A 22,776-nucleotide genomic window follows, 5' to 3' on the forward strand; every position below is an offset into this window, starting at 1 on the left:
GAAGGCTAAGCTCCGCTCGACTTGCATGTATTAGGCACGCCGCCAGCGTTCGTCCTGAGCCAGGATCAAACTCTCCGAAAAATTCCCCCAAAAAGTGAAGCGATGCTTCGTAGCGAAGTCCGACTACTTTTCGGGGACCCCCGGATAAAACCGAGAGTTCCAAAGAGCGATTAGCTCATTAATTCGTTCATTCATTGACGCGGATACGGTCCGAAAACCGTATACGCACTGGCTTCATTCATTTCACTCGTTGTTCAGTTTTCAAAGGGCAATGCTTGTTTGTCGCTTTTTGTCGTAGCTTGTCTTATCGAAAGCGACCTTTGTATCATAGCACATCTGAAATTACTTTGCAAGCTCTTTTTAAAAATTTAAAACTGGATCTGCTGGAAACCCGGACCAGTACGTCCTGGTGCTTCCGTATCATTTAACATCCAGCTTGTTGATTCTTGATCTGTGCTGAGCACAAAACATTTGAGCAGCGAAAACTAATGTATCACAGAACGGGCAGCCCGTCAACACACTTTTACATAATGCGGTTCACTTCGACAATAAATTGTTCCCTCCCTAACGCCTTGGTGATTTAGAACGATATCCAAAAAAAGACGAATAAGGGGAACTTAATCCCCTACATTCGTCTAAATGATCAAGGTTAATTCGGCTGCTTTTGGTAAGTGCCTTTAACAAATTGATACGTCCAATCGTACAGTTCGCGAACACGGGGATCACTGCTGCGGGAGCTGTGCAGAAGAGCATCCACCCCTTGGTAATAGGCCTTGAACGCCCCGTTCATATATCCGTAATCTACCCCGCCGTTCAAATAATCTATATAGAGGTTCCGAAAAGATTCATCCTCGTTCATGCGTTCATCCGTTTCTATCTCTATGCCGAGTCCGTGATGCTGGGCCAGATAGGCTGCAGCCTCCACCCGAATCCGATCCATCCCGTCAAAATAATGATTCGGCTGAAGCGCAGTCGCATCAAAACCGAGGCTGCGCGCTGCAAAATTATAATTGGCGCCATAATACGGTATCCAGAAAAACTTCTGCTTCCTCTCATGAACAAGGTCTCTCGTATACTTGAGCAGATCTGCATCCGAAGTCTTGCCGCTGGCGACACTTTCCGCGAGCCAGTACATGCCGACCAGCTCCAGACGGTCATAATTCCCCTTCTGCCACCGCTCCTTAACCTGATTCATATACCAGTCGATAGCCTTGACGCGATTAGCGTAAGCAGCTTCTTCGCCTACTTCTTCCGGCACGAAGCTTTCAGATACACCATCGCCGTCGATATCGCCGAAATCGGAAATGGTTTCATCCGGATTAGAAATCATAATCACCACTTTGACTTTATGGCGGGCATCGCCAAGCTGATCCCCCGCCTCCTTAACCGCCTCATTCAACTGGTTTAATTCCCCATCCTCTTTAAAGGTCTTGTCCAGGTACCATTTCCAATCTTCCAGAAGAGCCGAGTAACCGAAATCCCGTTGATAATCCGGCGTTCGGAGCCCCAGCAGCAAAACCCCATCATACATCCAGTCTTGCGGCACTCCGTTCTCGTCTACATAACTGATATATGGAATGATATTTTCTTTCTTCCAGTTTCCGCGATTCTGATCATACTGCCCGTTATACATCAGGATCATATTGCGAATGCCTGCCGTATCCTTGCCAGGTTTCAAATAATCAGGAGAAACCGGTTTCAATTTGAAAGCTTTATCGGCCTTGCCGTCCACTCCCCAAATCTCTATTTCGTCCATGAAAACCCAAATCTGCGCCGTTACCGCAATTTTTACATAGCGCGCATAGATCATCTTGGCATTCTTGGACGGATGAGGAACGCCATCCTGCTCTCCATCCCAAACGTAGTCATGACCGGAGGGCGGCTTCTCCGTCCATAACGGGACCGCTGAATTCATATGCTTGACCGGGGCCCAATTCTGTCCGTCTTCCGATACATAATAAGAAACGATGTTGGGAGTATAGATTCCCGCGCTGTTATTATACAGATAGTGCGACTGAATACGCCCGATGGATTTGTTCTCGCCCAAATCGATCGTAATTTCCCAGGGTTTGCCGCGCAAGAAAGCGATCCAATTCCCATCTGTATAGGAATTGATATCCCCATACTTCCCATCCGTCAGCTTATGGCCGTTATCCGGATAGTTTTCATGCGGAGCCTCCGAATAGGTGTAAGTTGCCTCTCCCGCCAAATTTCTCATGGCCTCCGGTTCTTTAGCCTCCGCATACGCCAAGTGGCAGGTGGACATAAGAATGACAAACGTCATAATGAAGCCTGTCCATTTCCTTCGTTTCCTAGTCATTAATACAACTCCTTTCATTGATCAATTTTCGACGCCAAAAGCTGGCTGCTGCCCTGCTGCAGAAATTCCCGCAGAAAGCTATGTAGCACGGTATCTTTTCCAGCTTATCACCAAGTGTATCAGCCGCAGTGACAGCACCTTTTGAATATCGTTCACAAAATTTGTAGAATTGTCCAAATGAAATCGAACTGGTCTGCTTCCTTTTTTCTAATGGTTGCCACAGCCGTAAATTCGCCGATTATAGCCATTTTCAAAATCTAACGGTTGCGAGCGACCTTATTTGGCCTTTTTCCATAGCCTGGAGATGAAAATCGCGCAAATAGCGGTGATGACAACCATTAGAATTTCAGGTCGGCCATTTTGGAGGAAATAGCAGCGGTAGCAACCGTTAGACCTACAGAATTCGCAAAAGATCGCGGTTTATCCGATAGTACGGAATCGCTGTCGCGGTTTTTCCGCCTGCTGCCATCAGTTTGCTGCTCAAATAAAAAAAAGGCTCCTGACGAAGCCCTTTCGAAGAGAATAACCCCGGTATTAGCGGAAGCTTTTTTATGCCAATGAGAAAGTTGTTCCATTTTAATACTTGAACTTAAACTTAAAAAAAGGGCGCATATCGCACCCTTAGAAACCCTTAGAAACTGCTATTTTTTTATGTGAAAAGGACTCGCGTTTTACTCCCCGCCCATAAGTGCATAGCGCAATATAATCAGAATGGCGAGAATCCACATCAGCCAGTGAATTTTATGCTTACCTTTGCCCGCAACCAGCGCCAGCACGACATAGGCTACAATTCCGAGCGAAATTCCGTTCGCAATACTGTTCGTGAAAGGCATGAATACGATAGTGAAGAACGCCGGGATAGCGACTACGAAATCTTGGAAATCGATCTCTTTAACAGACTGCATCATTAGTAATCCGACGATAATAAGAGCAGCCGCAGTAGCCGATCCGGGAATCAAGGCGACGACAGGCGCCAAGAACAGTGCGAGCAAGAAGCAGATTCCGGTGGATACCGCCGTCAAGCCGGTTCTTCCGCCTTGCGCTATTCCTGCAGAGCTTTCCACGAAGGCGGTCGTTGTGCTTGTTCCGAGCATAGCCCCTCCGCTAACGGCAAATGCGTCCACGAGCATCGCTTTGCCGACCCGCTTGCGTCCTTCCTCCGGATTTTTCATAATGCCGGCCCGGTTCGCGGTTCCTACCAGAGTACCGAAGGTATCGAACATTTCAACAAATGTAAAAGTAAGAATGACCGAAACAATACCTACATTTAAAATTCCGGCGAAATCAAACTGGAAAAATTCCAGATATCCGAAATTAGGAAGCCATGGAGTTTGCGGATTGTTGAGCGTCGAAAAGTCGACTTGGCCCATCAGCATCCCAATGATGGTTGTACCCAAAATACCGAACAAAATAGCCCCTCTTACTTTCAGAACCATAAGCAGTGAAATTAACAGGAGGCCGATCAGTACAAGCTGAACATTCGGATCCTTCATACTTCCCATATGAAAGACCGTTTCAAAGGATAGAAGATCGGTATAAGTTCCTTTGGGTACATCGTTCAGTGTTTCTACAGATACGGAAAGAAGTCCGCTGTTCTTAGCGCCGATCAATGTAATAAACAGGCCGATACCAACAGTAATCGCATGCTTGATAGAATCAGGCACGGCAACCAGAAGAAGCTGGCGCACCTTTGTAATCGTCAGAACGATAAAGATGATCCCGGAAAGAAAAACAGCCGTTAATGCCATTTGCCAGGTCATCGCCCCGTTGGAGGACAGAATGACGGTAGCAAAATAAGCGTTTAGCCCCATGCCCGGAGCAAGAGCCACCGGAAAATTAACGAACAATCCCATGGCAATGGTGAATATCCCGCCCGCCAAAGCCGTCGCGAGAAACACCGAATACCATTCCATGCCCGTTGCGGAGAGAATATTCGGATTGACCGCCAAAATATACGCCATCGTCATGAAGGTCGTGATGCCTGCCATAATCTCCGTTCTTACGTTAGTGCCGTTCTGTTTCAGTTTGAAAAAACGGTCCATTGCTTGAGACTCCTCCCAGAATTATGGTTAGAACAACAAAAAAACCTAAGGCAGTCATGACCTTAGGCTTCGTAAAAAAGCAGAAAAACAATCTGACTAAACAAACCGCTCGTTTACCCGTGATTGCTTTCCATGCATTTTCGTAGCCAGATCATTTACGGTGACCTCGTAGAAACTCTCGGGCCAATTCCCGAGATTATACGAAAAAGCTTATATTCAACACCTTCATTTTAGTTATGGTTATCGTTCTTGTCAACCACAAATCCGAACATTAGAAATAATTTTCAAAACGATGTTCGTAATACGGTCCCGAAATTTCCATTATATTCAAGTTGCCCTTGTGCAATTGGTTGAAAAATGTTGGTTTCGGTGTTTTTATACGTTCCTCACACGAATATTCTTCTTTCAGCGCAGCAGCCGGCTCGAGATATTGGTGATGAAAAGGTTTCAACGGCTTCCCTTCTTAGACCCGACGATGATTACCCTTTGTTTTATTGCAGATTACCTTGCCTATTCGAAAGGGAGATGGAGAGAAGAAAAGAAAATAAACCAACCAAGGTAATAAACCCTGCAAACCAGCTTAGTGAGGTATAGGAATAATGATTGCTAATGATTAATCCTCCCATTGCCGATCCTAGGGCAATACCTAATTGCATGAAAGATGTATTAACCGCAATAATCATATCCGCTAATTTTGGAGCCAAAGATCTCAGATAGGTTTGATTCGCGGGAGTCGTCGCCCAGCCGGAAGCACTCCATGCCATCATGGTCAGAAATAAAAAGATAGGATATTCCCCAACCAGCGGGAGTAAAAACAATGTGAGTGTCCTACTGCCTATCGTTACTAATAACGTCTTCTTGACGCCCCACTTGTCTACGCTATAACCACCTATATAACTTCCTAGAATACCAAATATGCCCAAAACAAAGAATGCTACCGTAATTTCTTCCATATTAAAACCGGCCAGATTATGCAGAAAAGGCGTGAAATACGTATACAGAGAAAATTGGCCGATAAATATTAACGCACTCACCATCTGCCCCGTTACCATTGCGGGTTTCCGTAAGATAGAAAACTGTGTTTTTAGCGATACTGGTTCCTCTCCTTTTACCTTTTGAGTAAATAGCCAGATTCCTAGCACAGGAAGAAGAGTAACAAGCGCCACAAAAATGAACGTCATTCTCCATCCGAATGTTTCTCCTACAACTGTCCCTAAAGGTACCCCTAAAACCAATGAAGAGCTAAATCCCATAACCGTTGTTCCGATTGCTTTCCCTGCTTTTGCGGGAGGGACTAGTTTGGCGGCAAATGCAATGGAAGACACGCTAAATATCCCGGCACTAATTGCAGCAATAATTCTTGAGATCATAAGAAAGATATAATTCGGACTAATGGCCGCAATGACGTTACTAAGGATAAAAACGAATAACGAGAGTAATAACAGCTTTTTCCTCTCTATGCGGGAGGTTAACGTAATGAGAATAGGTGTACCTATTGCGTAAATGACAGCATAAATAGTCACGAGCTGTCCAGCGGTTGCGACCGAAACACCGAGATCAACGGATATCAGTTTCAAGACTCCGGCAAAAACTAATTCAACTGTCCCAACAACAAACATCCCTATAGCGAGCATCCAAATACCCAGACTCGTCTTAGAATCAATCCTTTTGTTGTTTTCCACAATATCACTCCTTTTTTTGACCATTCGGTCTAATATGTATATAAAAAAATCCTGTAAAAGAATATTATAGACTGTTCGGTCTAAAAATCATAAAAAAGAAAAGGGTCATAGGTTAGTCTAAGACCGAGAGTGTAATTTTAACAATATCATTTAAAACAACGGGATTCGAAGTGGATTTAGATGCAATAAACAAACTATATCGAGCATTGTTCAAGAATCGCGCAAGTGCCATTAGATCATTGTGCCGCTCACCTAATTCACCTTCTTGTTGTGCGCGGATTAATGCCCGATAAAATGCGGACACTTCATGTTCCATGTTAGTTTCAACCAATCTTGAAATTTCCTGGTCATGTGGCGCAAGTTCTACCGCCGTATTTATCATAAAGCATCCTTTTTTTCGTTCTTCATCAACGAGAAATTTTACTAAATCGTAGAAAACAACCGTGATCGATTCCTTTGGCGAGTCATATCTTTCAAGCGCGTTATTTAGAAAAGTTAACTTCTGATCCGCATAATGTTTTAAAGAGGCTAAAAATAAGTCGTGTTTATTTCCATAGGTATCATACATACTTTGCTTTGCAATTCCCAAATGTTTCAGTAGTTCTTGAAGGGAAGTGCCCTTATAGCCCCGATACCAAAAGACTTCCAACGCTTTACTAAGAACCTCTGCTTTATCAAATTCTTTATGTCGTGCCATGTGCCTCTCCCCCTTTCTTTTAAAAGAATAACATTTTCGGAACGAATGGTCAAAAATATATGAACCTTTTCCCTCCTTCTAAACGACCACCTGTAATTTGGATCCGCGCAGTTTTATTTATTGACAAATTTTAGTTATTTAAGATACTATTTAAACATAAATATTTAAAAAGTTGAGCCGATCTCCGGCAACAAAACCTTACTGCGAGCAACTCGCGCACTTTATATCTTAATGTCAATGTAGGGTAGTGATGAACATTATGGCGATATTGTTATGTATTAACAAGTGTCCCCCCTTATTTAGAAGCATTACATGCTAATCTAAATAAAGGAGGATGCTTGTAACGTGAACAGGAATCGATCGATGGTTATGATCTCTATTTTTGTCGCTACTTTTTTAGCGGCTGCAGAGTCATCGATTGTTACAACGGCCATGCCTAAAATTGTTGCTTCCCTTCAGGGCATCGAGCTTATGAATGGGGTATTTACGGTTTATTTGCTGGCCTCTACCGTTACTGTATTGATTTTCGGCAAGCTGTCTGATTTGTACGGGAGGAAGCTTATTTTCGCCGTTGGCGCAGCTATTTTCTTGATCGGTTCCGCTCTGTGCGGACTAGCCCAGACGATGGAGCAATTGATTGCATTTCGGCTTGTTCAAGGAATCGGAGCCGGTGCTATTTTGCCGGTCACACAGACCATCATTGCGGATATTTATCCCTCGGAAGATAAACGGGCTCAGATGATTGGGCTTACGGCTTTCGTTTGGGGAGGAGCGGGTGTGATTGGGCCTCTGCTCGGCGGCTTCTTCGTCGATTATGTCTCCTGGCATTGGATTTTCTTTTTCAATATTCCGTTTGGTCTGGCGGCTATCCTTCTCATGGTAATGTTTCTACAAGAAAAGACGGAGAAAAGCAAAAAAACAATTGATTACTGGGGCATCATTACCTTCTCATTAAGCATGCTATCTTTATTATATGCTGTTCAGAAGGGTGGAGAGGGGCATTGGCTATCGGGGCCGGTCCTTTGGTGTATAGCCGCTTTCGTCGTGTTGATGGGGTTATTTTTATGGATAGAGACGAAAGCAAAGGAACCGATCTTGCCCTTGCATATGTTTCGGGAGCTTAAAATCGTGTCGGCCAACTTCCTGCAATTTCTCGTGAATGCGATCATGATGGGGACGTTAGTGTATATGCCGATGTGGTTCCAGGGGGGATGGGGAACGGGAGCGATGGAAGCGGGACTTATGCTCGCTCCCTTAGCGATTCTCTGGGCATTCGGTTCCTATCTATGCGGTAAAATGCTTGTGCAGCAAGGGATAAGAGTGACCTCATTCACAGGCAATATGATCCTGATTCTATGCGGAGCGTGGCTCGCGGCCATGCAATTAACGAGCGGTTCGTACGGCTTCTACTTGATTTCCGCATTGCTCGGCATTAGTTTCGGTATCACCGTGACCTTATATACCGTTGTCGTTCAATCCGCAGTCGATTCTTCCTTAAGCGGAGTGGCCACAGCGACCAATTCGCTGTTTCGTTCATTAGGACAAATGTTGGGGGCTTCCATGTTCGGAAGCTACTTTAACTCCCGGATTGTTCATCACATGGCGAACGATAACTTGGAAAATGCGGATATCAATCAAATGAACAAATTGATCAACGCATCAGGCACCGATCAGCTTCCCCCTTCGATGCTTTCGCAATTGCAGCATATTCTTGTTTCCGGCATCCATGATGTTTTTATCGTGTTTCTGGGGTTAGCAGTAGTATGTGTGTTAGCAACGATGTTATTGCCAAAATCCAAGCATGGCAGAATGGATAGTGTAACCAAGCCCCAATAGGCAGTTTCGTAGGAGGTCAACCTGGGTTAGATTGCAGGTTGACCCTTTTTTATTGAAAATTCTAAAATCCATTGGTAAACAGAGTTGACCCAAGGTATATTGAATGTACAAAGAACCTCTCTTTCTGGGTAATGGTTGGGGGTACTTCCATTTACCAAAGGGGGGTTCTTTTTGTTTGACGAAATAAAAAAGAGGGTGTCCCTCAGTCATCTATGATGACTGAGGGACACCCTCCTTTTCCTCTTACGGAATTTTGGCGGAGCTTTAATTGTTTTTCCGTTCTAAGTCCCACCCAAAAATGGCAGCCAATTCAGCGTTTCACTTCAAATGCACTTAGTGAATTACTCCCACTCAATCGTAGCCGGCGGCTTGGATGTAATATCGTACACAACGCGGTTGACGTTCTCGACTTCATTGACAATCCGGTTGGAAATTCTTTCGAGCACATCAAACGGAATCCGCGCCCAATCAGCCGTCATTCCATCGATCGAGGTAACCGCCCGAACTCCGACCGTGTACGAGTATGTGCGGGCATCGCCCATCACGCCGACGCTCTTCATATTCGGCAATGCGGTGAAATACTGCCAAATTTCCCGGTCGAGACCGGATTTGGCAATTTCATCTCGCAGTACCGCATCCGATTCGCGAACAATCTTGAGCTTCTCCTCCGTCACTTCGCCGAGAACGCGAATGGCCAGTCCCGGTCCCGGGAAGGGCTGGCGCCATACGATCGCTGAAGGAAGACCGCACTCTTCCCCGACCTTGCGCACTTCATCCTTAAACAAGGCCTTCAAGGGCTCGACCAGCTTGAACTTCATATTTTCGGGAAGTCCGCCTACGTTATGATGCGATTTGATCGTCTGAGCCGTAGCGGTTCCGCTCTCGATAATATCCGTATAGAGCGTTCCCTGAGCCAGAAATTCGAAGTCGTCGAAGCGAGCCGATTCTTCCTCGAACACCCGGATAAATTCCGTTCCGATTATTTTCCGCTTCTGCTCCGGATCCTCGACGCCCCGTAATTTGTTCAGGAACCGTTCGCTGGCATCGATTTTGACGACCTTCATATCGAATTTGCCGACGAATGTCTCCATGACATCTTCCGCTTCCCCTTTACGGAGAAGACCGTGGTCGATAAACATACAGGTCAACTGATCTCCGATCGCTCTATGGACCAGCATGGCCACAACCGAAGAATCCACTCCGCCGCTCAACGCACAAAGGACCTTGCCGCTGCCCACCTGCCGACGGATATCCTGGACCGTTTCTTCAATGAACGATTCCATGCTCCAGTTGCCTTCACAACCGCAAATGTTATACAGGAAGTTGCGAATCATCTCATTTCCGTATACCGAATGGCGAACCTCGGGATGGAATTGCACGGCGTACATATTTTTGCCCGGGTGGCTGATCGCCGCAATCGGCGCGTGCTCGGTCTTCGCTTCAATGATAAATCCTTCCGGAAGCTCGACGACCATATCTCCGTGGCTCATCCAGACGACTTGCTTGCAATCCAGATTATGCATCAATGCGCTGTCCGCGCGAAACTCCACCTCGGCCTTGCCATACTCGCGCTTCTCCGCACGCTGTACCTTCCCGCCCATCTGATGAGCCATCAGCTGCATGCCGTAGCAGATTCCGAGCATCGGAATGCCCAGGTCATAAATGGCCGGGTCCACATGCGGGGCTTTCTCTTCGTACACGCTGGAGGGTCCGCCGGAAAAAACGATTCCTTTAGGAGCCAGCTCCTTGATTTTGTGCACGGGTGTATTGAATGGCAGCAATTCGCTGTATACACCCAGATCGCGAATCCTTCTCGCAATCAACTGATTGTATTGACCACCAAAGTCCAGCACCACAATCATTTCATTCGGTTTATTCATCCCGTACCTACCCTTTATCAGTATTGTCAAACCGGCCTGTAAAACCGGCTTGTCCTCTTCATAATGAAGTTAATTATATAGGACTTAAAAGAGGGGCGTCAAGAATGGCGCAGGAGAGCCAGCGCCTAAGCTTCTATGGGGCAAATGGGAGAAGCGGTTTCTTTTGCTTGGAGCAATTAATTTATGCATTACATCCGGCGCAATTCCGGTATTGTCCTGAAAGACCAGCAAAAGTGCATGTCTTTCGGCGGACATCCGGCAAATTCTTAAAAAGACGAGCAAATCTGCAGGTCAATCCCCGTCAAACGTGGAAAATCGGAAAATCCGCAAAATCGCCAAATTCAACTGCACTTTTGCATGTGATTTGCTGATTTTAGCTAAAATCGTTCCGAAGACCTGCATTTTTGTCGGTCCTTGCTTGTTCATGCTTTTGCAATCGCGCGAGACTCCCGGCGTTCGGTGTTCGGCGTCGCATGACGGTGCTCAACCTATTGCGGATTCTTGTCACTAAAACTGACCCGGGATTAAATCATCCTTTATGAGGGGATAGCGGTCAAATGGACGCAAAAGAGGAGCCCTCGGCAGCCGGGCCCCTCTATGCAAACGACAGTTTATGAATGTTTAGGCAAGGATGTGACCGTAGCGGTCGTCATTGGGGATGGCTCCCCTGCCCAGCCTCCTTTGATACAAACCGCAGCACCGATTCAACTTTTGGCTTCATCATCCAGTGTGTTCAGCCACGATATGAACATCTATCTAGAGGGGCAACAACCTGCCCATGACTCTCCCGGCCCCGTAATGGTGCTGCCAACCGGGTGATCAGACCCTCATCTGCTGCAACCACTTCACTGTAAGCTTCGCCGGAGCGGCAAGAATTACCGAATCGTCCGGATCTCTTTCTGCTCGATCGCCTTCTGGAGCTGACGGCGAATGCGGGTAAGCTGCTCGCGGGAAGGCAGATTCGCATATGGCCCCCCAAACCGGGCGTTCTCATAGAGCTTGGCCCATTCGGTCAGCAAACCGGCCGATTGCTCGTTAGCAAATTGCAGCGATCGGATATATTCCCGCAGAGTATGGTTAGAAGGCCTCTTTCCCAGCGAGCGGTAGAGCATCATCCAGATTTTGTCCATGCTGTGCATCAATTCGCGGTCCCCGTTCCGCCTCGTAGGTGACCAGGCAAGCCTGCTCCTCCTTCTCTCTTTCCAGCGTGCCATAGCAAGGGCAGCGAGCAGGAGCATAAGCACCAGGCCGATGATTACGAAAAGCGGCCCGGGTTTAGCTCCGGGGAGCATGCGCATAACCCCTTCCATTCCGCCGCTAAACCATTCCGACAGCGCCTTCGCTCCTTCACGGACCGCGCTCAGCAGCTTGTTTTCATCAGCGTGCTGCTGCAACTGCCGGTCCTCTTCAGCACCGGTTCCGGGTTGAGTCCCCTCTTCACCGGAAACCCCCGCTTGGAGGCTCTCCCCGCCTATACTTGTGGCCTCGAGCCCAGTCTCCTCCAACATGCCCCATTCCGCCGGCTCCTGTTCCCCGACGAGGAGCCCCGAACCTGCTCCGTTACGGCCGTCGGGGAAGCCTGCTGCGCCACCTGCGGCTCCGTCATATCCGGGTGTCGGCTCGAAAGGCACCCATCCATAGCCCGGGAAATACACTTCCGGCCAGGAATGAGCATGCAGATTGCGGACCGTTGCTTCATAGCGCGGGCCGGCTTGCCCGGTCGAACTTGAAGCCGCTTCACCCGAAGCTATGGAACTCCCAACAGTCTCCGCATCTACAAGTCGGAGCTCTCCCGGAGCGAAGCCTTTGGCCCAACGGGCCGGAACACCCGCTGCCCGCAGCAAAACGACCATGGATGTGGAGAAGTAGTCGCAATATCCGGTCCGATGCCCGAATAGGAACGAATCGACGAAATCGCCCGGCCCCGGCGGAGGAGCCCCTTCCAGGCTGTAGGTAAAATTGGTTTTCAAATAGGTCTCGATCCGTTTAGCCCGTTCATAATCGTTGGCCGCATCCTTCGTCAATTGCTCCGCCAAATCTCTCACCCTCTGCGGAAGAGACTCAGGAAGCTGCCAGTACTGCTCGCCTACCTGCCGCCTATCGGGCGAACCCGCCGCAGACAGTCTTTCCGCCCGGGTTTCCGGCAAGGCCACCTTGATCTTGTAGGAGAGCAGAGGATGCGGGCTGTCCGCAGACACAGCATCGGATAACGGGTGATAGGCAGTCTGTTCGACCGCCAGTGCGCCGCCGTCCGCTGCCTTAAGCTCCTCCACGGCAATAATCTGCCCCCCTGCAAAAAGCAGGTTCCCCGGCGCCCCGTCGAAGAACAGCGCCTCCTGCGTTATAACCCGCTGGCCCTGTGGCGGCTCGGGAAGGGCATCGCCGATGGCAGCGGCTTCCTCCGGCGGGATTCCGGGCGGCAAGGGCGCTGCTCCGTTAGCGAAGGAGGCCTCCTGCCCGGTGACGCCGGACGACGACCCGTCCCCGGCGCCGCCCAACGGGCGGGCCTCCGCCTCGCTGCCGGACAGCGACCACCCGCGCCCGTCGTACACGTCCCGCGTCTCGCCGCGCCAGTAGGTGGGCTCGTCCGTCCGCGCGACGAAGGCGACGCCGTTGTCGGGCGTCACGGGCCCGCCGAGCGCCGTGTCGCCCGGCGGGTAGCCCGTCCGCGCGGCGACGGCAACGGCGGCGCGGCTGCGGTCCGCTCCCTGCCGGTTCGGAGCCCATGCCGCCAGCTCGGCCAACCGGCCGGTGACGAATTGCTCCGCGGCCAAGCGGTATTCCGGAAGCTGTAAAGCTTCGGATACCGGCTTGCCGAGGGAGGCACCGGCCAGGCCGGCCAGCAGGCTGGCTCCGATCAGCAGCAGGGAGCCGGCGGACCAGGCGGCCCGCCAACCGCTGCCGCCGTCTTCGGCGGCGTATTGCCGCCTCAGGCGGGGGATGCGGTTGGCCGCAGCCAGGGCCAGGCCCGCCGCCGTCGACCGCAGCAGAGCCGCCTCGGCCTCGACCGCGAACCAGGCGTCCAGCGCCAGCAAATAGAGGACTGTGGCCGCCAGCAGCCACAGAACTCGCTTCTTGACCAGAAGCAGCGATTGGACGGCTTCCGCCAGCAGCGCGAAGCTGGCAAGCAGCCATAAGGTTCGCGTCGGCGCGCTGACGGCCTCCCAGCTTCCATTCCAAATGGAGGACAGATCGCTCCATAAGGTCTCGCCATAGGCCGACAGCCAGCCGCCTAACGGAAATTGGGCCGGATAATACAGCAGCCCCAGCCAGGTGACGGCGATGGCGGCTTTCAATATCCAGGCAAACGCGCCGGGCAGCCGCAGCAGATCCAGCAGCAGGAAGGCGGCTACAGCCGCGATCAGAGGAGCGGCGGAAGGAATCATGCGCCCTCCGTAAATTTGGGAGAGCGGCAGCAGCCATTCTCTTAGCAGAACAAAGAGAAGCAGGGTCGATGCGGCATCCGCCATCCATCCCCGGACGGATGAGCCGGCATCGGCTTGCAGCGGTCGGTGAGGTTGGCCGGGAACCTTGACCCCGTATGATCTATGCTCCGTCGGAGCAGACAGCAATCCATTCATCTGCGTTTCCCTCCCCTTCCGCTCGAGCCATCGGCTTGTGCCTTGCCTTGCAGCGGTCCGTGAGGATGGGCTTGCACGTTGACCCCGAATGATCTATGCTCCGTCGGAGCAGACAGCAATCCATTCATCTGCGTTTCCCTCCCCTTCCGCTCGAGCCATCGGGACATCCTGCAGCACTTCGCAGCCCAGCGCCCTTAATGCCGGGATCCAGCTCCGGCTTCCGGATGCATCGAGTGAGGGCACGTACAGCAAGGACAGCCTCCTCCGGTTGGAACGAACCTGTTTTATACTATGCACCAGCCGTTCATCTATCCGGGAGGTGATCACGTAAATATGCAGCTCCCCCCGGAGGCTCAAGCCGTGAAAAAGCAGGTCATCCGCCAGCACATAGCCTGTCCCCGATTCTAGCGTGGCCAATTGTTCATATATCCTGGCAGGATCGTTGGCTTCCGGAAATAGAGGGCCGGCATCCGGCCCGCCAACGAAGAGGCCGGCCTCCCGCCCTGTTCGCCCGGCTTCCTTAATTAGCCCCGCTGCCAAGGAAACTCTTCTTTCCCAGACAAGATTAAGCTGTCCGGGCTCCGTACCGTCCGGATGGCGATCCAGGAAGATGGCCAGCCGTCCCGTCCGACCGGCTTCGCTCTCCCGCGTTTTTAACGTGCCACTGCGCGCCGTCGCCTTCCAATGAATCCGGTTGAGAGGATCTCCCGGCTCATAATCGCGCACCATCCCGGTCCACCCTTCCCCGGAAGGAAGAGCAAGGCCTACAGGACTATCCGCATCCGCGAATACCTGGCTCTGTCTAAGCGGGATGAAGGCCGGAGCAGGGTAAACCGTCAGCAGGGCGCTCTCAGCGGAATATTTTCTGGTGTCGGCCAGACCGAACAGATCTCCCGAGATCGCCTCCACCCTCTCAAAACGATATATCCCCCTGTTTAACCCATGAATGGTATAGGTGCAGGATGCCTGATTCTGAAACCAGGGGAACAACAGTCTGGCGGCGGAATACGTTTGCCCGGTGGACAGATGGGTCCATTGATCCCTAATGAGCAGCCAGGGCAGCGGCAGGAAGGCGCTCCGGCTCAATATAAGATTTATTGTCGCCTTCTCTCCCGCCATCACATGGCTTTCCTCTATATGCCGCTCTATCCTGCAGCGGCGCAAAGCAAAAAGCGAGCTCCCCCATGCATACAGCACAAGCATACCAAGAATGATCAGGGCGAGCATGGAGGCCCTCTCGGCGCCTGCCGCCAGCAGGACAAATAAGGCGGCCGCGAGACACACGATCAGAAATATTCTGCGGCCGTTCATTGCGCTCTCCCCCTGGCAGAGCCCGTAGGATAGTCGCCGGGAATGTTCTTCCACTCCACCAACTGCTCCAGGATCCGCTCCGCATTCTTGCCGGCCATTCTGGCCTCCGGGGTTAACCAAAGCCGGTGAGCCAGCGTAATGGAAGCCACCGCTTTGATGTCGTCTGGAACGACATAGCCCCTGCCTTGAATAAGCGCTCTCGCCTGAGCCGTATGCATAAGAGCCAAGGAAGCCCGGGGGCTGGCTCCGAGCTCAAAGTCCGGATGCTTCCGGGTGGCATTAATCAGCTCGACGATATAATGCTTCAAGGAATCATCGACATGAACGGAACGCACTCTCTTCTGCAGAGAGTTCAGTTCTTCTTTGAGAAGGACGGTTTTCACATAATCGGCCGGATGCCTCTCGTGGCTTCGTCCCAGCATCTCGACCTCATGCGAAGGGTCCGGATAGCCAAGCCGGATCCGGATCAGAAAACGGTCCAACTGCGCCTCGGGCAGCCGATAGGTTCCTTCGTATTCTATCGGATTCTGGGTAGCCAATAGAATAAAAGGAGACGGCAGCTCGTAAGTTACCCCGTCAACGGTGACGCGCTTCTCCTCCATGGCCTCCAGCAAGGCCGCCTGCGTCTTGGCCGGTGTCCGGTTTAATTCATCGGCCAGCACAATGTTGGCAAACAAAGGCCCCGGGCGAAATTCAAATTCATTCGTACCGCGGTTGAACAGCGAAACTCCCGTAATATCGGACGGGAGCATATCCGGCGTAAACTGAATCCGCTTGAAGCTGCAATCCATCGTTTGGGCCAAGGCCCGGACCAGCGTCGTCTTGCCCACGCCCGGGACGTCCTCCAGCAAGACATGGCCGCCGCACAAAATGGCGATAAGCGCCTGCTCGACAACCTCTCTTTTGCCCAGCACCGCTCTTTCCACATTGGACAAGATTCTCTCAATCCACTCTTCCGGCCGATCAAAGAGATATGAACTATTTATCGATATAGACATGGATGGTCATCCTCCTTCAGGAAAAGGACATATAATTCTAGCATGGCCATCCTATCTATGTTTTAGACCTGATAGACTTGGATATCGTAAGAGGTTATTTGCGAAATGCTATATTTGGACCGGCAGGCTGGCGGACCGGCTTTGGCTCAGAGCTTGCTTTGGGATAGAGAAGCATCCGGAGACCTCTTCCATGGAAAGCCTAGAGACTTGTTGGATTCTATATGAACAGTTCTATCGTCCGGCTCCAACGAATAATCGACAATCCGGTAATCGAACAGCTCCGCCATCATCCGCAAGCCGACATAGATTTCCCCATCGATCCGTTGAACATCGGCCATATGGTAAACCTTGCTTTCAGACAGATTTGTCCAGCGGATGATGCCTCCGTTCGGATCAATGGCCGCCTCACGCAGGCCAGAGCGGATGACGGCTTCGCCGGTTACTTCGTCCCACTCCAGCTCGGCATCCCAGCTTGCGGCCAGCTCGGTTAAAGGCACAGCAAACCGGCCGTTGTCAAATTGATACTGACCGGAATTCAACACCACGGGCTCTCCGTCCCATGTAATGGTCAGCGGAAGCGACTCCGACTCTTGCCGTTTATCATGCGCATAATCTTTATCAATCAAACCGGATTCGGCCTGTTTGATTCCGTCCTGTTCCTGTTCCGAATGGGCAGACGCAACAACCTTGGAATTGTGCTCTCTAACCTGGCCCAATTGACGGACGAATTGGTCATACCCGGTATTCCTTTTCCACTTCAGAGGTCCTATCCGAAACTGAACCGGCTGGTTCTCTTCCGTCAGCGAGGCGAAAGTATAACCTTGTTCCTTGTAATAGGCAATAATTTCGGGAAGCGCCTTGACGGTTTCCTCATGCCCTTTGCCATCATGCATAAGGACAATCAATTCGGAATGAAGCGGACTTTGTTTGACATTCGCCACGATTTCGGCAGCGGGCACCCCCCTGCGCTTGGAATCGCCGCTGTCAACGTTCCAATCCACCACCTGATAACCGGCTTCCTGCAGGTAGTAATAATAAAAAGCATCGAAATTCGTATACGTTCCCCCCGGGGCGCGAAGCAAGGAGGGGCGCTGCCCGGTCAGCTCCTGCAAAATCCGTTCGGTATCCACCGTCTGCTCCCAGAAGGCGTCAAAATTGTTATAAAGCTCTTTATAGACATGGTTATAGGTATGATTTCCAAGGCTATGCCCTTCCTCTACTATTCTAGCAACCGTGTCCGGATAACGTTCAGCCATCTGGCCCAGCACGAAGAAGGTCGCCGGAATTCCCTCTGCCTTCAGCAGGTCCAATACCTGCGGAGTAAGACCGCTCGGACCGTCGTCGAACGTCAAATAAACCGTCGGCCGGGCGGAGGGCTCCGGCGGCAACGGTTGATGTTCTTTATATCCTTGAAGCAGCCGGGAATACAGCTCGGCCAGTTCCCCGTCTCCGGCAGCAGCTTCGGCCTTGCCGCTGAAGGCCAAGACCGGCACAAGCAGCAAGACGGCCGCAAGACTGGCCAGCCGAACGGCTGCCCGAAGCAATAACTGATTCCAATAAACAAGATGAGTCATGAAATCCCTCCGCCCGGTTCTATCATTGATCAATCTGATAGAGTATATGGAGCCGGATAGGACAATATGACTAACAAGGGTTAAAACTACAGCAAAAATAAGCTTTTGCTGCACGACTAATCCGGATTTGTATAATTGCCATCATTTGGCGAAGCCCGGGCTTGGCCGGCCTTATGCCCTGCCTTCTTCCAGTCCCAATTCGGCGTTCCCCTTAAGCAATTCACCTTGCAAAGAGGCGATGGGAACGTCCCTCACTGCACATTGCCTGTGCGCTGCGATGGCGGCGGCTGCCCCCGCGGCTTGCCCAATCGCCATACAGCTTGGAGTTAACCGGGTCGTAGCCTGAGCTTCATGTGTTGTTGAAATGCATCGGCCGGCCAGCAGCAGGTTCTCGACCTGCTTCGGCACGATGGAGCGGTAGGGAATATCATAAGCGCCGCCCTCTCTGATGAAGTTCGCAGTGACCCCTTTGCCTTCCGGGTTATGAATGTCGATCGGGTATCCGCTTCTTGCGATGACGTCGTCGAAACGCCGTCCATCGAGCACATCCACGCCTTGAAGGACATATTCGCCAATAATTCTTCTCGTTTCGCGAATCCCTACCTGTGTCCCCGTAGCGGTGACCACAGCGTCCGCAAATCCGGGCACATACTCCCGGAAGAAGGACTCCAGCAGAAGGACCTGCTTTCTTCCCTCCATCTCGGCTTCCGTCAAGTCTTCGACATTCGTCGGATCCAGACCCGAAATCCGGGAAACGTTGACGAGCACCTCATCCTTCCCCGGACCCGTGAAAAACAGCAAGCCTTCCCTCGGTATGGGCAAATCGGCTTTCTTCCATTGGCTGTAAAACCCCATGACGCCGGTCAACGGCAGATGATCCAGTTCTTGAATCAGAGACTTCTCATAAAACTCCTCCGGATGAGCCTGCATATATTGCTTGACCTCGTCGATCCGGACACCTTTCATGCGGAATTTCATCGTCATGGGCTGCACCCGCTGCCGCTCATCCCCTTGTTCCCACGGCGCCCCGGCCAAATAAGCGACATCCGCGTCACCGGTCGCATCTATATATACCTTGGAGCGGATGATGTGCTTCCCGCTTTTGTTATGCAGATGGACCCCCAGAATGCGCCCGTCGGAAACTTCAACATCCGTTACCATCGAATGAAGAAGAAGCTTGACCCCCGCTTCCTTCAGCATTTCAAAGACCAGAAATTTATACACTTCCGGATGATATGGCGTTAAAGTGTGGACAAAGCCGATCGTATCCCGCAAATGCCCCGGTGAAGCGTTCAGGCTTACCAACCGGTCCACCACCTCCTGGGCAATGCCGCGTATCACTTGTTTGCCCGTTGAAGTATGAAAGGTCATCCACGGATAGACCATCGCCATCGTGGACATGCCTCCCAAAAATCCGTACCTCTCCGCCAAAATCGTTTTGGCTCCGCTGCGTGCAGCAGCCAATGCCGCGGCAATCCCGGCCGGCCCTCCTCCAAGCACCGCCACATCATACCTGTCATCGTTACCGTACATTTCCCTATCCTCTCCTTTTTAAATGGAAGTTTGTTGGTCCAAAAGTTATCCTTTTCTAATGGCTCGGAATCCAAACACTTCACTCGCCCGGTTTGGGCACCCGAGTGCCTAATTATTGGTCGTATAGCTTCGGTCTGGGAGCGCTCCCAGTTTTCTGATATAGTCATATTATTCCTGTTCATATCGGGAAAGTCAATGATAATATTAAGCATGAGCTTTACTTGCCGGTCCTTGGAGAGGATTTCAAAACGGTTCATGGGAGCTCTCCGACTGCTTATAAGTGTATCTGAAGTGGTGGGGAATGTCCGAATGGTTAAGGGGCTAAATAGGCATTGGGGTCTACCTTGAAAATCCATCCATTTTCATCATCTAATGGTGTCGCGGTCAGCGGTATGGGGGTCTAAATGGATTTCATACAGCTAGTTTTGCTCCTTATGGACAAAAAATGTAGACTAAGTGGAAAACTCCATTTAGTTTGAGCAAAATGGGCGATATCAACATAATTCTTCTATTTTAAATGTAGTTTTTCCATGTAGTTTAGTCATCCTTTGAAGCCTGTTCAAACTACCTGTATAAAATACAGTTACATTCCCGGCGATGCGAGTAGACTAAAAAGTAGACACGCCGTAACTGCGACCCGATAATAAGTTGTAGGAATGGGACAAGATAGAAGTCACCAGGGGCCGCAAACGTGATTGTACAGGGCCAATAGAGGCTTGTAGGAGAACAAATTTACATTCGCTCATAATATGAAGTCACTCCCAACAAAGCGAGTTTTGGCAGGGGTCCCCATCCTCTACAATTATTCCAATTATACATAACATGAAGGTTCCTGCGCCTTCTTTCCTAAAATGCAACAACCTTGTTTTTTCCAGATTACCGATATATAGAAATGGTGGTGGCTGATTTTGTCTCATACATTGGAAACCATAGCCAAGCTGGCCGGAGTTTCACGCGGAACGGTATCACGGGTAGTGAATAATCAACCGGGGGTCAGGAGCGAAGTCCGTGAAAAGGTGCTGCGCATCATTAAGGAAACCGGGTACCAGCCCCATGCGCAAGCCCGCAGCCTGGCCGGGGGAAAGACGGAAAATATCGGGATTGTCGTATTCGGACACAATCCCCTGTTTCTGGCGCATCATCTTTTTTATGAAGTGCTGCAAGGGGTGCAGTCGTTTTTAACAAATTACAGCTATGACCTTCTCTTGTATTCCAACCGGAGCGTCACAGACCGTCAATATTGGAAACGCATCGGAGACAGGCGCAAGATCGATGGCCTTATCATTATGGGTGAGTATATCGATGAAGTCTATTTGCAGTATTACTACGACCGAAATTTGCCGTATGTCCTTGTCGGCAAACGCATCAGCGAGCGTATCCCGCTGTTCTGCGTCACCTCGGACTATCGTCAAGGGGCTTATGAAGCGACGAAGCATCTGCTGGAGCAGGGCCGGCGGAAGATTGTTTTCATTCGGGGGATCCTGGATACCTATCATGACAATGAACGATTCGCAGGCTATCGCCAAGCCCTTGCGGAGGCTGGGATGGATGTGGATGAAGCCTTGATTCTTCATGGAAATGCGGACAAAACATCCGCCTCCGATGCGGTTGCCGCTTTCCTCGCAACGGACACCGAATTTGACGCCATTTTTGCCGGCAACGACTTGATGGCCTTCGGAGCCATAGCTGCTTTGCAGGAATACGGGCTGTCCGTTCCACAAGATGTCGCCGTGATCGGTTATGATGACATCCAGGCGGCTGAACACTTCTCTCCGCCGCTGAGCACTGTCAGACAGGACAAGCTTGGCCTGGGCGTCGAAGCTGCCCGACTGCTGCTGCAGTTATTAGCGGGAGAAACCGATGCTTCCATAGCAAGGGATGTCATTATTCCAAACCAATTGGTGATCCGCAGCAGCTCGGTCCGCTGACGATTCAATAATAAATTGGCACAAGGACGGGGCTAAAGATCCGCTGTCCGGCACAACGGTGCTGAGCGAGAGGGATAGCCGTCTAAAGGGAATGGTTATTTTCAACTTCTTTGAACAGTAAAAAGGCATTCCGGAGCTAGCAGAAGCTCTGGAATGCCTTTTTATCATTACATAAACGGCACGTTGCTACACATTGGGCTCAAGCTCTGATTGGAATTCCTGTTCCGCTTCATAACGGAGCCCCTCCCATATTTTATCTATTACCTTCGACAGATTAGAAACCCCATCCTTATCCTTGGTGTCGGGGCAGAAATAGTATGGGTGTCCCTTCTCAATGGAGACGGTATCTCTGCGCAGAGGATGGGAAAACAGCGACAATCGCCACCAGGTGGCCCAATCCTTCCAGCCCGGCTGGCGAAGCCGGTAGACCCGTTCCCGCCACTCAGGAACAATATGGCATTCGGGGGAACCGACCTGTACGACATGGGGGACGGAATAGCCCTGGCCGGATAACAGCCGCGCTGCACCGTAAGCCGCAATGCCGCCTCCGCTATGGCCTACCAGGACAATGTCCCCTTCGCCGGAACGCCCGTAATCCTTCCGGATGTCCCTCGTCAGCCCGACGATAGCCGGAGAGCGATCGGGCCGGCGGTACATGTCACAGATCACCTGAATCGCTTGACGAAGCATCGTTATCCGGATCCGGCTGCGCGGTAGATGATCCATGGTGCCATAAGGATAAAAGGCCGTCGAATGAATGCGGGAGCAGCCGCCCTCCCGGAATTTGTCCGCCAGCAGCTGCATGGCCGGGGCGAACATATTTCCGGAAAACCAGGTGCCTATTCCGGCAATAAAATAGACGTTAACCGAGCGGGATAAAGGTGAAATCAAATCGCGTTCCCGGCCGCTCATGACGCTTTCTCTCCGTTCGTGAGCGCCGTCAGAACCGCTTCCATATGGCCTTTAAGTCTCACTTTGCGCCATTCCTGAATCAACCTTCCCTGCTCGTCGATGACGAATGTCGATCGTTCCACGCCCATGTATTCCCGCCCGAACATTTGCTTCAGCTTCCAAACTCCATATAGCCGGCAGACCTTCTGCTCCTCATCGGCCAATAGAAGAAACGGAAGGTTGTGCTTCTCAATAAACTTGCGGTGCGATTTCAAAGAATCCGGACTTATCCCAATAACAACAGCCCCGGCCTGCGCAAAGCGTGAATGATGGTCCCGAAAATCGCAGGATTGCTGGGTGCAAGTCGGCGTTAAATCTTTAGGATAGAAAAAGAGGACCACTTTATGGCCGCGGAAGCCGCTTAGGCTTACTTCCTCCCCGTTAGAGGCCGGCAGAGTGAAATCGGGAACGGCCTCACCCGGTTGAAACTGAGTAGACATAGC

The 22,776-nt window shown here is 50.9% G+C and carries 15 protein-coding genes, 1 rRNA gene and 1 riboswitch; of the genes, 2 read left to right on the plus strand and 14 right to left on the minus strand.

Features of this window, described 5'->3' with window-relative positions:
* From ACTHRH_RS24465 to ACTHRH_RS24485, 5 genes are all read right to left on the minus strand, one after another.
* Positions 1-81 (minus strand): 16S ribosomal RNA (locus ACTHRH_RS24465); the annotation flags it as partial.
* 568 nt (positions 82-649) lie between these two features.
* Positions 650-2,320, minus strand: a complete 1,671-nt coding sequence (locus tag ACTHRH_RS24470; RefSeq protein ID WP_440418048.1) for a DUF4855 domain-containing protein — start codon at positions 2,318-2,320, stop codon at positions 650-652.
* Between the two features lie 671 nt (positions 2,321-2,991).
* The gene (locus tag ACTHRH_RS24475; RefSeq protein WP_144941306.1) at positions 2,992-4,362 is read right to left on the minus strand and encodes an NCS2 family permease; all 1,371 of its coding nucleotides are present in this window, start codon (positions 4,360-4,362) and stop codon (positions 2,992-2,994) included.
* 123 nt (positions 4,363-4,485) lie between these two features.
* Positions 4,486-4,586, minus strand: a riboswitch (purine riboswitch).
* Between the two features lie 267 nt (positions 4,587-4,853).
* Positions 4,854-6,044, minus strand: a complete 1,191-nt coding sequence (locus ACTHRH_RS24480; protein WP_440418050.1) for an MFS transporter — start codon at positions 6,042-6,044, stop codon at positions 4,854-4,856.
* 112 nt (positions 6,045-6,156) lie between these two features.
* Entirely contained in the window at positions 6,157-6,741 is a 585-nt protein-coding gene (locus tag ACTHRH_RS24485) for a TetR/AcrR family transcriptional regulator (protein ID WP_440418052.1), read from the minus strand.
* Between the two features lie 345 nt (positions 6,742-7,086).
* Here ACTHRH_RS24485 and ACTHRH_RS24490 point away from each other — a divergent pair, with 345 nt between their 5' ends.
* The gene (locus tag ACTHRH_RS24490) at positions 7,087-8,577 is read left to right on the plus strand and encodes an MDR family MFS transporter (protein WP_440418054.1); all 1,491 of its coding nucleotides are present in this window, start codon (positions 7,087-7,089) and stop codon (positions 8,575-8,577) included.
* Positions 8,578-8,918: 341 nt separating this feature from the next.
* Here the strand turns inward: ACTHRH_RS24490 and guaA are convergent, their stop codons facing one another.
* From guaA to ACTHRH_RS24525, 7 genes are all read right to left on the minus strand, one after another.
* Positions 8,919-10,457 (minus strand): glutamine-hydrolyzing GMP synthase, encoded by a 1,539-nt coding sequence (gene guaA, locus ACTHRH_RS24495; protein ID WP_440418056.1) that lies wholly within the window; start codon positions 10,455-10,457, stop codon positions 8,919-8,921.
* A gap of 875 nt (positions 10,458-11,332) precedes the next feature.
* Entirely contained in the window at positions 11,333-14,038 is a 2,706-nt protein-coding gene (locus tag ACTHRH_RS24500) for a transglutaminase-like domain-containing protein (RefSeq protein ID WP_440418058.1), read from the minus strand.
* Positions 14,035-14,166: a hypothetical protein gene (locus ACTHRH_RS24505; protein ID WP_440418060.1), complete on the minus strand. Its 132-nt coding sequence runs from the start codon at positions 14,164-14,166 to the stop codon at positions 14,035-14,037. The genes ACTHRH_RS24500 and ACTHRH_RS24505 overlap by 4 nt, the downstream gene beginning before the upstream one ends.
* Positions 14,132-15,349 (minus strand): DUF58 domain-containing protein, encoded by a 1,218-nt coding sequence (locus ACTHRH_RS24510; RefSeq protein WP_144941297.1) that lies wholly within the window; start codon positions 15,347-15,349, stop codon positions 14,132-14,134. The genes ACTHRH_RS24505 and ACTHRH_RS24510 overlap by 35 nt, the downstream gene beginning before the upstream one ends.
* On the minus strand, positions 15,346-16,347 hold the full coding sequence (locus tag ACTHRH_RS24515) for an AAA family ATPase (protein WP_144941295.1): 1,002 nt from the start codon (positions 16,345-16,347) through the stop codon (positions 15,346-15,348). The genes ACTHRH_RS24510 and ACTHRH_RS24515 overlap by 4 nt, the downstream gene beginning before the upstream one ends.
* A gap of 146 nt (positions 16,348-16,493) precedes the next feature.
* Positions 16,494-17,921 (minus strand): polysaccharide deacetylase family protein, encoded by a 1,428-nt coding sequence (locus ACTHRH_RS24520; protein ID WP_440418062.1) that lies wholly within the window; start codon positions 17,919-17,921, stop codon positions 16,494-16,496.
* A gap of 171 nt (positions 17,922-18,092) precedes the next feature.
* Complete coding sequence (locus ACTHRH_RS24525) at positions 18,093-19,454, minus strand: FAD-dependent oxidoreductase (protein ID WP_440418064.1); 1,362 nt, start codon at positions 19,452-19,454, stop codon at positions 18,093-18,095.
* Between the two features lie 908 nt (positions 19,455-20,362).
* On the opposite strand from ACTHRH_RS24525, the gene ACTHRH_RS24530 reads away from it, so the two are divergent.
* Positions 20,363-21,382, plus strand: coding sequence for a LacI family DNA-binding transcriptional regulator (locus ACTHRH_RS24530; RefSeq protein WP_379291458.1), 1,020 nt, complete (start codon positions 20,363-20,365; stop codon positions 21,380-21,382).
* A gap of 186 nt (positions 21,383-21,568) precedes the next feature.
* Here ACTHRH_RS24530 and ACTHRH_RS24535 read toward each other — a convergent pair whose 3' ends face one another.
* Together ACTHRH_RS24535 and bcp are read right to left on the minus strand one after the other, a co-directional pair.
* Positions 21,569-22,294 carry a hypothetical protein gene (locus tag ACTHRH_RS24535; RefSeq protein WP_379291460.1) on the minus strand — a complete coding sequence of 242 codons (726 nt, stop codon included), beginning with the start codon at positions 22,292-22,294 and terminating at the stop codon, positions 21,569-21,571.
* Complete coding sequence (bcp, locus tag ACTHRH_RS24540) at positions 22,291-22,773, minus strand: thioredoxin-dependent thiol peroxidase (protein WP_440418067.1); 483 nt, start codon at positions 22,771-22,773, stop codon at positions 22,291-22,293. Before bcp ends, ACTHRH_RS24535 begins: the two co-directional genes overlap by 4 nt.
* Between the last annotated feature and the right edge of the window lie 3 nt (positions 22,774-22,776).

The organism is Paenibacillus sp. SAFN-117, assembly GCF_051966115.1.
In the GTDB taxonomy this organism is placed as follows: Bacteria; Bacillota; Bacilli; order Paenibacillales; family NBRC-103111; genus Paenibacillus_L; species Paenibacillus_L residui.